Genomic DNA, 14070 nt, shown 5'->3' on the forward strand with positions numbered 1-14070 from the left:
CACAGGCACGATGCTCAGCGTGACCGCGACACAGCTCGATGCCTGGCTCGCCGCCCTGATGTTTCCACTGGCGCGCCTGTTCGGGCTGTTCGCAAGTGCCCCCATCTTCTCCAACCGCGGCGTGTCGGCACGCGCGCGGCTGGCCATCGCGCTCGGGATCGGCATCGCCCTGCTGCCAGTGATGCCGGCCATGCCGGCCGTGCCGCCGGGCTCAGGCATCGGGCTCATGATCATGGTGCAGCAGATGTTCATCGGCGTGGCCATCGGCTTCATGCTGAGACTGGTGTTTGCAGCCATCGACATGGCCGGCTCCCTGATCGGCATGCAGATGGGCCTGTCTTTCGCGATCTTCTTCGACCCCGATGCCGGCGGACAGACCGCGGTGCTCTCGGATTTTGCTGGGCTGGTCGCCACGCTGCTCTTTCTCGCCATCAACGGCCATCTGATCATGATCGACCTGCTGGTGCGAAGCTTCGAGTGGCTGCCGGTCGGCACGGCGAGTTTAAGCGCCGATGGCTGGGGCTATATCGCGCGCGCCGGCACCACGGTGTTCGCAACCGGGCTGTTGCTGTCGCTGCCGGTGGTGGCAGTGCTGCTGGTCACCAACATCGCACTCGGCATCCTCACCCGCGCCGCGCCGCAGCTCAACCTGTTCGCGATCGGCTTCCCGCTCACGCTGGCGATGGGTTTCTTCGCACTGATGCTGATCATGACCAACTTCGGTCCGGTGGTGCAGAGCCTGTTCGAGCGCAGTTTCGACACCGTGCCGATCCTGCTGGAAGCACTTTCACCGCGACCTTGAGCACCCGTGCGTGGCCATCACTTCAGGGCGGGATTTCACGCGGAAGCGCGAAGGCGCGGAGGCCTGCTCTGAGTTGCAGGCTTTTTTGCTGCGGGCCCTACAGCGTCGGGAACTGGCGGGACTTCACCAGGCGGATCTCGCCGTTTGCGGTGCGGCGTGCAAACGGCCGGGTTGCCTCCACACCTTCTTCGAAGCGCAGCACGTCGAAACCGGCGTAGCCGCCCTCTTCGACCAGTCTGCGCGCCGTGCGCATGAACACCTGACGCGCCTCGCCCTCGCCGCCCGTCACCAGGCGCTTCATCTGCAGATCCATCTGAACGCGATCCTCGCCCGTCACGCTGGCCTCGATGGTCCAGGTCGGCTGGAGCGGATCGTAGATCGCATAGGCAATCAGACCGTTGGAAAGATATGTCGTCGACCACAGGTCGAGACTGTTCAGCAGCGCGCGCGTCCCGACGACGCCCGCCACGGGTCCGCCATAGGTTTCCATTTGGCTGCAACCGACGAGCACGGGAATGCTCAGAGCGAGAAGGAAGCGACGGGCACGCATGGCAAGCTCAGAGGTAGTTGAACAGGGACAGGCCGGACACTTTCAGGAAGGACTGCTGTGCCGCCTCCAGATAGGTCTGCTGCTGGGTCAGGTTGGAGATGGCTTCGACGTAATCGACATCCATCAGCTCGGAGATCACCGTCGCATACTGCAGGTCGAGATCGCTGCCAATCGACTGCAGACTCTCGGTTTCCACCAGCTGTGAGCCGATCTGGGCACGGGTTGTCAGCACATTGTCGATCGCACCGTCCATGCTGTTCAGACCGAAGGCCACTGCGCCCCCTGCCATGCCAGACGGCCCCGGCCGCTCCATCGAGTCGATCAGCAGACCAAGGTTCTTGAACATGTCGGGAGAGCCGACGAAGAGTTCGAAGCGGTCGCCGTCGCCCGGCGTGGCCGCAGCCCCGCTGCTGTCCGTCATCTGCAGATCGATACCCAGCGTCGCCGAAAGCGACGCCAGCGTGGCCGCGCCAGTGGCAACGGTCACCTTGGACGGGTTCCCCGGCTGGTACTCATAGACGTCATAGCCCGGGGTCGTCGCATCGTAGATGATCTCGTAGCGGTGACCGAGCTGGCTGGTGCTCACCGTCGAACTCAGCGTACCGCTGAGCGTAGTGCCACCGGTATTCGCCGAGCCATCGGTATGGGTGCCGGTCGAGGCCTGCACCAGCGAATCATCGATCGTGCGCGTCGCGCCGAAAATGTCCGACCCAGGCAGACTGACCGGCATGAAGCGCGATGCCGATACCTGCACCGTCTGTGTGCCGTAGTCGCCGTTGTAGCTCACGTCGGCCAGATTGCCCGTAAAAGGCTTGTCGTTGGCACGGTAGCCGGAAAACAGGTAGTCGCCGGTACCATCCTGGCTGTTGGCCAAGGCCAGCAGGCCGTCAAACTGCGCACGCAGGTCGGTGGCGAGATAACCGAGCTCCTCGTCGGAATAGGCCGCGTTGCCGGCGGCGACCGTTTTCTCGCGAATGTACTGCAGGGTGTCGCCAACGCTGGTGAGCTTGTTCTCGAGCAGGTTCAGGCGGTCCTCGGCATAACCCGTATTGGTCATGAACTGCGCGTTCACGCCCTTGGACTGCCCCAGTTCGAGCGCCCGCGACGCGGCAATCGGGTCGTCCGCGGGGGTCAGCACCCGCCGCCCGGTCGACAGCTGCTGCTGCGTGTGCAGGAGATCACTCCACTGCGACTGCAGCGAACTGACCCCTTTGTCGTAAATCATGCTGGTCGAAATACGCATCACGATCTCCTTAACGACTGATCGCCAGAATTTCGTCGAACAGCGTTTGCGCCACCGACATCACCTTGGCAGCACTCTGATAAGCCATCTGGTAGCGCACGAGGTTGGCCGCCTCCTCGTCCAGGTTGACCCCTGAGAGACTGTCCCGGGCGTCGGTCGCTTGGGTCAGCAGCGTCTCCTGCGCAGCTTCGTTTACCTGGACCTCACGGGTCTTGTTGCCGACCTGCGTCACCATCTGTGCATACACCGACTGGAAGGTCGCCGTCGGCGAACCACTGCTGCCGGCGAGCATCAGCTTCGAAGTCTGCAGCGCACCCAGGGCCACCGCATTGCGGTTGTCGGCCACGCCGGCAGCGGTCGGGCTGAATACCAGGCTCTCGCCGCTGGTCCATGCGCCGACTGCCGTGAACTCGAACGAATAATCGACGCCACCCTGCGAGTCGGTCACCCTGAAGCGTGCGCCCGCGCTGTCGGTTGCAGGATTATAGGCGCTGCTCGCAACCCAGCTTGAAGTCGACGTATCGTAACGCTCAAGCGTTCCGCTCGATGCGGTGAATGCGTTTGCGCTGAAACTCAGCGTAATCGGCGAAAAGTCCGCGAGCCCGTCGTTGTTGGCATCGATGCCATCCACGGACAGGGTCTTCACCCCCTCGATCCGATCGCTCACTGCGCCACTGTAGTTGCCGGGCGCCACGCTGACCGGATCACCCACCGCGACCTTGCGCGGATCGGAGATTGCCACGCTCAGGTTGCTTGCGGCATAGCGCGTGGGCTGGATCAGCAGACCGGTCGTGGGAATCTGGCTCGGGTTGCTGATCGAAAAATTGATTCCACCGCCGCTGTAGCTGCCATCGGCCTGCAGTGTCAGCGCAATGGCGCTCCCGCCCACCGCCTTCATCGAATAGCTGGTCCCGTCCCAGGTCAGCAGATAGTCGCTGGACGAGAGTTGCGAGACATCTTCGATCGCCACAGTGGCAGAGGAGATCGCGGGCATCACGGTGGGTGCGGGGCTGTTGAAGAATGTGCCGCCGAGCACGCCGTCGAGATCGGTACCGAGCTGATGCTGGGCATTGAAGGTCTCGGCGATGCCGAGCGCAACGAGGCCGAGCGTATTCTGGGCGGGGTCGAGCGACTCGCTACGGAATGCGAGCAAGCCACTCAGGGCGCCGCCGGTAATGAGGCTCTCCGGCAAGGTATTCGACGCACCGCTATCCGACGTGATCGCGATCATGCTGCGCTGCGGATCGCTCGGATCCTGCACCGTCGTCAGACTGTTCACCGTACTGCCCACGACCAGCGACTGCCCGGAGCCCATGAATACGCTGACCGAGCCGTTGCTCTCGGTCACCGTGCTCACCTTGACCAGCTTGTTCAGTTCACTGACCAACTGCTCGCGCTGATCGAGCAGATCGTTTGCGGCCACGCTCGGGCCAGCCACCTGCGCGGTCGCGATCTGCTGGTTCATCTCGGCAATCGCGCCGGCGTAGGTGTTGATCTGCGAAACGGTCGACGCGATCTCGCCCTCGACGCCCGACCTGATCTCACTCAAACGGGCATCCATCGACTGGAAGCGCGACACCATTGCCTCGGCGCTGGAGATCAGGGACTGGCGCGACGCCACGCTGGTGGGGTTGGACGCAACCTCCTGCACACCGGCGAAGAAGCTCTCCAGCGCAGAGGACACACCGGTGGTCGAATCGCCAAGCAGGTTGTTGATCTGGCTGATCTGGCTGCTGTAGCTGCTGTAGGAGGCCAGGCTGGCGCTGCTGTTGAGCACCTGGTTTTCAAGGTACTGGTTGTACGAGCGGGTGACTGACGCAATCTGCGTGCCTTGCCCGAAGAAGCCGGAACCGGAGAACTGGGGGGTGGCATTGCTCTGAATCACCGACTGCCGATGATAGCCATCGACGTTCGCGTTGGTGATGTTGTGACTCGTCGTCAGCAACTGCGCTTGCGCGGCGTTCAAACCGGTCAAACCGATATTGAGCAAGCCTGCCATGATCATTCCCCTGAATTGCTAAGTCCTGAGCCTTATCAGCAAGATGCTTGCCAGGTCAGAACCGGCAAATTCGGCCGCTAACTGCCCTCAGCCCGAAAGGGCGGTACGCAGGGTGTTGCCGGCGATGATGCGGGTGAGCTTGTCGGCGTACATCGGGTCGGTGGCATAGCCTGCCTTCTGCAGGCTGCCGGCAAAGCCAGCGGGACTGGTCTGGCCAAGCACCTCCGAATAACGCGAACTGTTCGACAACAGGCGGGCGTAGTCCTGGAAGGCCTCGGCATACGAGCCGTAGCTGCGGAAGCGCGCCTTCTCGGTGTAGGCGGTCGAGCCGGCATACTCGGTGACGTTGCGCGTCACGGTCTCGCCCGTCCAGCTTGAACCGGCCTTGATGTTGAACAGATTGTAGCTCGAGCGACCGTCGGCATGGCGCATGACCTTGTCGCCCCAGCCGGTCTCGAGCGCAGCCTGGGCAACCATGAACTGTGCGGGAATGCCGGTCTGACCGCTGGCGGTCTGGGCGTGCGGCCATACTTCATTGACGAAATCGCGTGCCGAGGACGAGATCGAGCCGTCGCCGTCGGTGCTGCGTGCCGCTCTTGCCGCGGCGTCGAGGCGGAAGATCAGGTCGCCCAGCGGGTCGGCGTCGGCGCTGCTGTCGGCACCGGTCGCGCCGGCGGCAATCGCCTGCGCCTCGCGCATCATGGCGGCAGGATTTGCCGCCTGACGAATCACGTTTGAGATGTCGAAGCCTTTGTTGTCCGTGCTTCCGGGCATGGTCAGCGCGCTGATTGCACTCGTCGAGGCATTGCCCGTAATGCCGCCGAGCTGCCGAAAGAGCGCCTCGCTCATGCCGTTGTTCTTGCTTTGCGCCATGTTCAGCGCCAGCTGCTGGTCGAGCAGCGACTGGTAGGTGCGCGACTGCTCGCTGTCGAACATGCTGTTGGTCGGCGTCGCCGCACGCATCGCCTTGAGCGCCATCTGCAGGAACATCGCCTCGAACTGCTTGGAGGCCGCGCGCAGGGTTTCCGGATCGTCGGGACTGGTGCGGGCGAGGCGCTTCAGGTCGCCCAGCGAGCCCGGGTCGAAGGCGTTCATCTGGATGCCGGAAGTCATGTCAGTCCCTCCCTCAGATGATCTCGAGTTCGGCGCGCAAGGCGCCGGCGGATTTCATTGCCTGCAGGATGCTGACCAGATCCATCGGCTTGGCACCGAGCGCGTTGAGTGCCTTCACCACGTCGGCAAGACTGGTGCCGCCACGGACGTTCATCAGCGCGCCGCCCTCCTGATCGATATTCACCAGCCCGGACTGGGTGACCACCGTTCGCCCGCGCGACAGGGGTTCAGGCTGCGACACCTGCGGCTGCGCATTCACGGTGACGGTCAGGTTGCCATGGGCGACGGCGCAGTTCTGCAAGGCCACGGTCTGATTCATCACCACCGAACCGGTCCGCGAGTTCACGATCACCTTTGCCGCTTGCTGCATCGGCGTTACGTCGAGATTTTCGATCCGGCCGAGGAAGGCAACCCGGGTATTGACGTCGAGCGGTGCCCGAACCTGGATGCTGCGGCCGTTGATTGCCTCGGCCGAACCCGGTGCAACCATGTTGATCGCATCGACCACCCGGCGTGCGGTACCGAAATCGGTGTCGTTGAGTTCAAAGAAGACGTACTCGCCCTGCCCCAGCATTGCAGGCACTGCGCGCTCCACGGTTGCGCCGCCGGGAATCCGTCCGGCCGAAAGATGATTGATGGTCTGCGCCGCACCGCCAGCCTGCCCGCCCGCGCCGCCGACCACCATGTTGCCCTGGGCCAACGCGTATACCTGTCCGTCCGCGCCCTTGAGCGGCGTCATCACCAGCGTGCCGCCACGCAGGCTCTTGGCATTGCCCATCGACGACACCGTGATGTCGATCGCCTGTCCCGGTCGCGCAAAGGGTGGCAGCGTCGCCGTTACCATGACCGCCGCCACGTTCTTGAGCTGGAGGCTCGTACCCGCAGGCAGCGTCACCCCCATGTTGCCAAGCATGCTGATGATGCTCTGCACCGTGAACGGTGTCTGGGTGGTCTGGTCGCCCGACCCGTCGAGGCCCACGACGATGCCGTAGCCGACCAGCTGGTTGTCACGCACACCCGCGATCGATGCCAGGTCCTTGATGCGCTCGGCCGCTGCCGGGGCCGCGAAGATGCCTGACAGCATCACACAGCTCACGAGTATCGGAATGAAGCGAAAGCGCAGGGCTCGCATGGCGGCCTCCTCAGAACGGCAGGATGGCAACGAAGAAGCGCTGCAGCCACCCCATGGTGTTCGACTCATCGATGAAGCCGCTGCCGCGGTACTCCATCCTCGCATCCGCGACCTGAGTCGATTGCACGGTATTGCTCGAGCTTACCGTGGTGGGATTGATCACCCCGGAAAAGCGGATGTACTCGTTGCCCTGATTGATCGCGACCTGCTTCTCACCGGAGACCAGCAGGTTTCCGTTCGGAAACACCTCGATCACCGTCACCGAGATCGTGCCGCTGAACACGTTGTTCGCGGCCGCCTCACCCTCGCCGGAAAAGTCCGAATCTGCAGTCACGCTGGCATCGAGCCCATTGAGCTTCGCGTTCTGCAGTGCCAGCAGATTGGGTGCGGTCAGGCTGATGCCACCGGTCAGGCTGGAGCCCCGGGTCGCGGACGCATTGGCGCTCTTCTCCGCGGTGTTGCGCTCGACCAGGTTGATGGTGATGATGTCGCCGACATTGCGCGCGCGCCGGTCCTCGAACAGGGGCCGCAGGCCGCCGGGCTGATAGATGCCGCCGGTCGCGGGTACTGCCTGAGGCCGCATCTCGGGGCGGGCACTCATGGGCTGGTGCACCGAAGTCGGCGGCGTCGAATAGATCGACGCACAGCCGCTCAGCAGCAGGACCAGGACGAGCGCGATCGCTTTCATGACAGACCTCTTAGAGCTGGGTCAGACGGCCGAGCATGGAGTCGGAAGTCTGGATGGCGCGCGAGTTCATCTCGTAGGCGCGCTGGGTGACGATCATGTTCACCAGTTCCTCGGCCACGTTCACGTTCGAGGTCTCGACGTAGCCCTGGTTGAGCACGCCGGCACCGTTGAGCCCCGGCTGGTTGGTCGTTGCCACCCCGCTCGACGCGGTCTCAAGAAAAAGGTTCTCGCCCGCGCTCTGCAGTCCACTCGGCGCAATGAAGGTGGCAAGCTGAATCGAACCGAGCTGGGTCGGCGTCGTCTGCCCGGACTGCAGCGCGCTGACGGTGCCGTCCTTGCCGATCGTCACGGTCACCGTATCCGAGGGGATGTTGATGTTGTCGGCGAGCGGATAGCCGCTCGCAGTCACCATGTTGCCGTTGCTGTCGATCTGGAAGGCGCCGTCGCGGGTATAAGCCGTCGTGCCGTCCGACATCGTGATCTGGAAGAAGCCGTTACCCTGGATCGCGATATCGAGCGAGCCCCCCGTCTGCTGCAGATTGCCCTGGGTAAAAATGCGCTCGGTGGCCACCGGCTTCACGCCAGTACCGATCTGCAGGCCCGAGCCGACCTGGGTCTGCTGGGTGGATTGCGCGCCCGGCTGGCGAACGGTCTGATACAGCAGATCCTCGAACACCGCGCGCTGGCGCTTGAAGCCATTGGTGGAGACGTTGGCAAGGTTGTTGGAGATCACGTCCAGCGAAGTTTGCTGGGCATCCAGCCCGGTACGGGCGGTCCACAGTGAGCGGATCATGATGGGTTCCTCTTGACGGTGCCGGCGTCGGCAGGTGCCGCGCTTCGGCTGGGGATCGGCCAGGTTTCAGTTTAGGCCGGCAGCGTTGCCGGCCATCTCGGGATTAACAATGCAAAAACCGTGCTAATCCCAGCCTTACCCACGGCCCGTGCCGCGAAATCAGCTGCTCGCGAGCAGCTGGGTCGCCGCACGGTCGTTCTCCTCGGCCGTACTGAGCATGCGCGTCTGCATCTCGAACTGACGGCCCAGCGAGATCATGGTCACCATCTGGTCCACCACGTTCACATTGCTGCCCTCGAGGTAGCCACCGGCAGTTTTCACCGCCTCGTCTGCCGGTTGCGGCAAACCGTCGCTGGAGCGAAACAGGCCGTCGTCGCCACGCACCAGCGTCGCCTCGGGCGGGTTGACCAGCTTCAGCCGGTCGACGGCATTCACCACCCCCTGCCCGGCCTGCAACGCGGAAATCGTTCCATCACTGCCGATCACGATCTCGGAATCGGGCGGCAAGGTGATCGGACCACCGCCGCCGATAACCGGCAAGCCGCTGCGGGTTTGCAGGATGCCGTTGGGGCTCACCTCCAGACTGCCGTCCCGGGTGTAGGCCTCTGAGCCGTCGGGCATCTGCACCGTCAGCCAGCCCTTGCCCTGAACCGCGACATCGTAGGCCCGGCCGGTGGCCTGCATGGGCCCCGAGCTGAAATCGGTTGCGACGCTGGCATCGGTCGTGAATGCGCGCGTGTGCATCGCCTCGGTCTGAACCTCGACTGCGCGCAGCTTGTGCATCTCGGTGCGAAAACCGGTCGAGGTCGCATTCGCGAGGTTGTGCGACACCGCGGCCTGCTGGTCGAGCGTGCCCTTTGCACCCGTCATGGCGGTATAGATCAGGCGGTCCATGTCGCGCTCCCCTTAGTTCGAAATTCGATTAACGCAGGTTCACAAGGGTCTGCAGGATCTGGTCCTGAGCCTGGATCGACTGCGCGTTGGCCTGGTAGTTGCGCTGCTGGACGATCAGCTGAACCAGCTGTTCGGTGAGGTCGACGTTGGACTCCTCGACCTGCCCCGCACTCAGCGAGCCGAGCACCCCGGTGCCCGGTGCCCCGATCGTCGGCTGACCAGAGTCGTAGGACTCTGCCCAGAGGTTGTCACCCAGCGAGGTCAGGCCCTGCGGGCTGGAAAAGTTTGCCAGCGCAAACAACCCCAGATCCTTGATCTGCCCGTTCGAATAGGTGCCCTGCAGCACGCCGGTGCTGCTCACCGATACGCCGGTCAGGCTGCCTGTGGTGTAGCCATCCTGCCTGGGCGAGGTGGTCACCGCCGAACTCGTGTTCCACTGCGTGGACTTACTGAGATCAAGCGAGAAAGTCAGACTGTCCGCGCCGGTCGCAAGCTCAGCCGCCGTCCGGGTCACTGAGAACACACCGTTACCGGTCACCGTCGTATCGGGTACGCCGAAAGCCGTGAAGGCAATCGACCCGAGATTCTCGAGCGGCTTGCCCGTCGAGAGCGCCGGATTGGTCGTATCGGGAACGACATCGTTGCTCAAGCGGCCATAGACATTCCAGGTATTCGGCGCCACGCCGCCCACGTCCGGATCGCGGACGAAGAACAGGCTCATCAGGGAGCCATTGCCCAGACTGTCGTACACGGTCATCGAGGTCGTGTAGTTGTAGCTGTCAACCGGAATGGTTGTGGCGCTGAGAAAACTGTTGATATCGCTGCCGACGGGGTTCTGATTCAGCGGGTTATGGGCCGTGGAATCAAGGTTGAGCCCGACGGACGCCGTGGTGGTCTCGTTCGGACTGACGTTCGAGGTATCGATCTGCAGCACCGACGGCACACCTGCAAAGACCGTCGTTCCACCCGTGGTCGTGCCCGCATACCCGGTCACCATGTCGCCGCCTGCATTGACGATGTAGCCGTTCTTGTCGACGTCGAACTGACCGTTACGCGAATAGGCAATCGAGCCGTCCGTCCGTTCGAGCCGGAAAAAGCCGTTGCCACTGATGGCGATATCGAGCGGGTTGCTGGTTGAAGTCAGACCACCCTGGGTGAAGGATTGCGACACCGCACCCACATAGGTACCGATACCGATCTGCTGGGACGATGTGCCGCCCGCCATTGCCGACGCATAGGCATCGGCGAAGATCGTCCTGCTCGACTTGAAGCCCACCGTGCTGCTGTTTGCAATGTTGTTGGAAATTACGTCAAGCGCCTTGGAGGACGCGTTCAACCCGCTCAAACCTTGCTGGAATGCCATGATCGTTACTCCGGATCAGAGAATCTGCTTGATGTCGGAAACCTTGAAGATGCCCAGTGACCCGACCTGAAGGTCGGTGCTGCTGGAGCCACGAATCACGCTGCTGACGGAGCCGAATTCGAGCGTGCGTGCAACGACGCTACTTTCGCCCTGCGTCGCGGTGACGCTCACCGTGTATTTGCCATCCGCTGCGCGACTGCCATCGGTCGCCGTACCGTCCCAGATGAAGTTCTGGCTGCCTGCCGCCACATCGTTGACAGTGACGGACGCAACCTCGAGACCGGACGAATCCTTGATGGAGAGCACGACAGTATCCGCAGGGCCATCAAGCTCAAAGCCGCCTACAGCACCCGCCTCGGTGAGCTGCAGACCCTTGCCCTCGACCAGCACGCCACGTCCCACCAGCGATGCCGCCTGCAGGCTTTCGCCGGAAGACTGCGAATCCAGCAACTGCGTCATCAGAGTGTTGAGCTTCTCAATGCCCTCGACCGTGCTCAGCTGCGCCAGTTGCGACGTAAGCTCGGCGTTCTCCATCGGATTCATCGGATCCTGGTTCTGCAACTGGGTCGTCAGCAGCGTGAGGAATTGCAGCCGACTGTCTGCCGCCACGCTGTCAGCAGAACTATCCGTGCGCGCGAGGTTGCTCAGGATGTCCTGTGCGGTCTGTGTGCTTGAAGTGACGGTGCTCATTTCATTCTCCTGCCTGTTGCGGCATAGATTGCCGGTCAGCGCTTACTGACCAATCTGCAAGGTACGCTGCAGCAAGGTTCGTGCCGTGTTCATCACTTCGGCGTTGTTCTGGTAGGAGCGTGATGCTGAAATCATGTTCACCATCTCCTCGACCACGTTCACATTGGGCATCTCGACATAGCCCTCCGCGTTGGCTGCGGGGTTGGCAGGTTCATACACCAGACGCATCGGCGCTGCGCTCTCGACCACGCCGGTCACCTGCACGCCCACCGAACCTTCTCCGGCCACCGGCCGTGCGGCAAAGACAACCTGCTTGGCGCGGTAGGGCTGACCATCCTCGCCCACGACGCTGTCGGCGTTGGCAAGGTTGGAGGCGGTGGTATTGAGCCGCATCGACTGTGCGCTGAGCGCCGAACCTGCGATCGAAAATACGTTGAAAATGCTCATGATCCGCCTCCCTTAGCGTGTACTTACTGGCCGCTGATGGCCGTCTGCATCGAGCGCAACAAGCCGTTGATGAAGGTGATGCTTGCTTCGTAGTGAATGGCGTTCTCGGCGAAAGCCGCGCGCTCCACGTCCATGTTCACCGTGTTGCCATCGACGCTGGACTGAAGCTCGGTGCGGTACTTGGCCAGTCCGTCGAGTGCGCTCCCGCTGCTGGCGGAAATGTGCCCGCTGCTCGTCGTACTCAGCGCCAGCGGGCCCAGACGGCCGCCTACAGCGCCTTTGAGCGCCTCGCGAAAGTCGATGTCGCGCGCCTTGTAGTTCGGGGTATCCGCATTGGCGATGTTGGATGCCAGCAGTTGCTGACGCTGGGCCTGAAGATTCAGTGCGGACTGGTGAATCTGCATCTGCCGATCTAGCTGGGTTCTCATCTCATCACCTCGGAAACTGGGTTGTCGCTGCAAGCGCAACGGAAAAATGCGTTCACTGCCTGCATTGCACCTTCCATGCCACCGATGGTAGCCCCCTGCAATCAAGGCCCTGGCGCAGATAAGACCGGAAAAGTCCGGCCAATTTCACCGCTATCCGGCGCATGCTGCCGGCACACGGCAGAACTTGCCGGCGATTGCAGTTGCCTGCGTGCAAGCGACGTGCTGCAATCGCGACATGAAGATTCCACCTCCCGCCCTGCGCTCAAGCCGAAGCCTCCTCCTCGCGCTGGCCGCATCCGGCCTCGTGCTGACCGCATCGCCCCTGCACGCTCAGCAGCCGCCTGCACCGGTGACTGCCGTGGCACAGCAACTGCTCGAACTCGAGACACGCGGCCTGCCCGGTCGCGTCGAGCTGCAGATCAGCGCACTCGATGCGCGCAACCAGCTGCCGCCTTGCGCCCAGCTCGAAGCCTTCATCCCGGGTGGCACACGCCCCTGGGGGGCGATCAGCGTCGGCGTGCGTTGCGAATCGCCGGTAACGTGGCAGGTGTACCTGCAGGCACGTGTCGCGGTGATCAACGACTACCTGGTCACCGCCCGCCCACTGCGCGCCGGCCAGATTGTCGGCCCGGCAGATATCGCGCGACGGAACGGCGACCTGACCGCCCTGCCCGACAACACCCTGACCGACCCGGCGCAGGTGGTCGGCCATCGCACCCGCTATGCGCTCACCAGCGGCAATCCGATTCGCGGCGACATGTTGCGCATCCCGGCTGCAGTCAAGCAGGGACAGAACGTGAAGGTCATCAGCCGCGGGGAAGGCTTTCAGGTTTCCAGCGAAGGCCGCGCCATGAACACCGCCGCGCCGGGCGAGAGCGTGCGCGTGCGCATGCCCAACAACCAGGTGATCACCGGCACCGCCACGACCGATGGCAACGTCGAGGTCGGCTTTTGAACCGGAAGCGCGACAAGGCAGCCTCGCGTGCGGATCCGTCGCACTGACGATGTGTTAAATACCCTAAAGTTTTCGGCAAAGCTGCCGATCTAACACTCAGACAAGTTTCATCTGGAGCTTCACCATGAAGATCGAAAGCACGGGCAAGCCGCTTGGGTCGGTACAGACAGCGGACGCAAGGCCCAAACCCGCAGCGGGCACACCGCCGCCAGCCGGGGGCGACAAGGTCGAACTTTCGTCGCTGTCCTCGAGCATGCAGAAGGCCGAAACCGCGATGGCCAACACCCCGGTCTCGGACAAGAGCCGCGTGGAAGAGATCAAGCTCGCCATCAGTGAAGGCCGGTTCACGATCGACGCCAACCGTATCGCCGATGGCCTGATCGACAGCGTGCGCGACCTCCTCGACGGGCAGGCACGCAGCTGAGCGGTTTCGCGCTAGACTTCGCGAATGCAGACACCCGGACCCGCCGAAATACAGCGCATCGCGCTCCTGATCGAAGCTGAAGCGATTCAGCTGAGGGAATTCGTCGACCATCTCCAGCGCGAAGAAGCCCTGCTCGTCAGCGGCGACACCGAGGGGCTGCTGGCGCTCACGACCGCCAAGACCGAGCGCTACCGGCAGCTCCAGCGTCTGCACGACGACCGTGCCCTGCTGCTCGGCCGCCTCGGCCTGCCCAACAAGGATGCGTCGATCCGGCAGGTGTGCGCCCAGCTTCCGCGCGTACTGAAGCGATGGGACGAAGTCATCGAACTCGCCCGCCAGGCCCGCACACGCAACGAGCTCAACGGCAAGCTCATCAACGAACGCATGCAGCACAACCAGGCCGCACTCTCGGTCCTGCTCTCCGCCGCAAACCATCCGCAACTGTACGACGCCGACGGCCAGTCACGCCCCTCCGGCGGCGGCCGCATCCTCGGCAGCGCCTGACAGCTCCGAGAAGCCTTTCAAAGGGGTCAGAGTCGTGTGTTCGGG

General features: G+C 63.1%; 16 protein-coding genes. 4 read left to right on the forward strand and 12 right to left on the reverse strand.

The features are described 5' to 3' along the window. The first annotated feature begins 10 nt into the window (after positions 1–10). On the forward strand, positions 11–802 hold the full coding sequence (fliR, locus tag AC22G6_RS19990; protein WP_108951115.1) for a flagellar biosynthetic protein FliR: 792 nt from the start codon (positions 11–13) through the stop codon (positions 800–802). 97 nt (positions 803–899) lie between these two features. Here fliR and AC22G6_RS19995 read toward each other — a convergent pair whose 3' ends face one another. The 12 genes from AC22G6_RS19995 to flgB all read right to left on the reverse strand — a co-directional run bounded on the left by AC22G6_RS19995 (position 900) and on the right by flgB (position 12142). Continuing rightward, a complete protein-coding gene (locus AC22G6_RS19995) occupies positions 900–1352 on the reverse strand; it encodes a hypothetical protein (protein ID WP_487368220.1) in 453 nt (150 codons plus the stop codon). Positions 1353–1359: 7 nt separating this feature from the next. Further along, positions 1360–2595 carry a flagellar hook-associated protein FlgL gene (flgL, locus tag AC22G6_RS20000; protein WP_487368221.1) on the reverse strand — a complete coding sequence of 412 codons (1236 nt, stop codon included), beginning with the start codon at positions 2593–2595 and terminating at the stop codon, positions 1360–1362. 10 nt (positions 2596–2605) lie between these two features. Further along, positions 2606–4594, reverse strand: coding sequence for a flagellar hook-associated protein FlgK (gene flgK, locus AC22G6_RS20005; RefSeq protein WP_487368222.1), 1989 nt, complete (start codon positions 4592–4594; stop codon positions 2606–2608). 87 nt (positions 4595–4681) lie between these two features. Then, complete coding sequence (gene flgJ, locus AC22G6_RS20010) at positions 4682–5707, reverse strand: flagellar assembly peptidoglycan hydrolase FlgJ (RefSeq protein ID WP_487368223.1); 1026 nt, start codon at positions 5705–5707, stop codon at positions 4682–4684. A 13-nt stretch (positions 5708–5720) separates the two neighbouring features. Beyond that, positions 5721–6791, reverse strand: a complete 1071-nt coding sequence (locus AC22G6_RS20015) for a flagellar basal body P-ring protein FlgI (RefSeq protein WP_487368235.1) — start codon at positions 6789–6791, stop codon at positions 5721–5723. Positions 6792–6849: 58 nt separating this feature from the next. Continuing rightward, positions 6850–7527 carry a flagellar basal body L-ring protein FlgH gene (locus AC22G6_RS20020; protein ID WP_487368224.1) on the reverse strand — a complete coding sequence of 226 codons (678 nt, stop codon included), beginning with the start codon at positions 7525–7527 and terminating at the stop codon, positions 6850–6852. Positions 7528–7537: 10 nt separating this feature from the next. Then, positions 7538–8320 (reverse strand): flagellar basal-body rod protein FlgG, encoded by a 783-nt coding sequence (gene flgG / locus AC22G6_RS20025; RefSeq protein WP_487368225.1) that lies wholly within the window; start codon positions 8318–8320, stop codon positions 7538–7540. Positions 8321–8479: 159 nt separating this feature from the next. Next, positions 8480–9214, reverse strand: coding sequence for a flagellar basal-body rod protein FlgF (gene flgF / locus AC22G6_RS20030; protein ID WP_487368226.1), 735 nt, complete (start codon positions 9212–9214; stop codon positions 8480–8482). Between the two features lie 28 nt (positions 9215–9242). Next, positions 9243–10577 (reverse strand): flagellar hook protein FlgE, encoded by a 1335-nt coding sequence (gene flgE / locus AC22G6_RS20035; RefSeq protein WP_487368227.1) that lies wholly within the window; start codon positions 10575–10577, stop codon positions 9243–9245. 15 nt (positions 10578–10592) lie between these two features. Further along, positions 10593–11267 (reverse strand): flagellar hook assembly protein FlgD, encoded by a 675-nt coding sequence (locus AC22G6_RS20040; RefSeq protein ID WP_487368228.1) that lies wholly within the window; start codon positions 11265–11267, stop codon positions 10593–10595. A 42-nt stretch (positions 11268–11309) separates the two neighbouring features. Next, the gene (flgC, locus tag AC22G6_RS20045; RefSeq protein WP_487368229.1) at positions 11310–11714 is read right to left on the reverse strand and encodes a flagellar basal body rod protein FlgC; all 405 of its coding nucleotides are present in this window, start codon (positions 11712–11714) and stop codon (positions 11310–11312) included. Between the two features lie 23 nt (positions 11715–11737). After that, on the reverse strand, positions 11738–12142 hold the full coding sequence (flgB, locus tag AC22G6_RS20050) for a flagellar basal body rod protein FlgB (RefSeq protein ID WP_487368230.1): 405 nt from the start codon (positions 12140–12142) through the stop codon (positions 11738–11740). Positions 12143–12377: 235 nt separating this feature from the next. On the opposite strand from flgB, the gene flgA reads away from it, so the two are divergent. The 3 genes from flgA (at position 12378) to AC22G6_RS20065 (ending at position 14025) form a co-directional block, all read left to right on the forward strand. Further along, positions 12378–13097, forward strand: a complete 720-nt coding sequence (gene flgA, locus AC22G6_RS20055; protein WP_487368231.1) for a flagellar basal body P-ring formation chaperone FlgA — start codon at positions 12378–12380, stop codon at positions 13095–13097. A gap of 124 nt (positions 13098–13221) precedes the next feature. Then, a complete protein-coding gene (flgM, locus tag AC22G6_RS20060; RefSeq protein WP_487368232.1) occupies positions 13222–13521 on the forward strand; it encodes a flagellar biosynthesis anti-sigma factor FlgM in 300 nt (99 codons plus the stop codon). Positions 13522–13545: 24 nt separating this feature from the next. Continuing rightward, a complete protein-coding gene (locus AC22G6_RS20065; protein ID WP_487368233.1) occupies positions 13546–14025 on the forward strand; it encodes a flagella synthesis protein FlgN in 480 nt (159 codons plus the stop codon). The last annotated feature ends 45 nt before the right edge of the window (positions 14026–14070 follow it).

It is taken from the genome of Parazoarcus sp. PS-13 R2A, assembly GCF_057621855.1.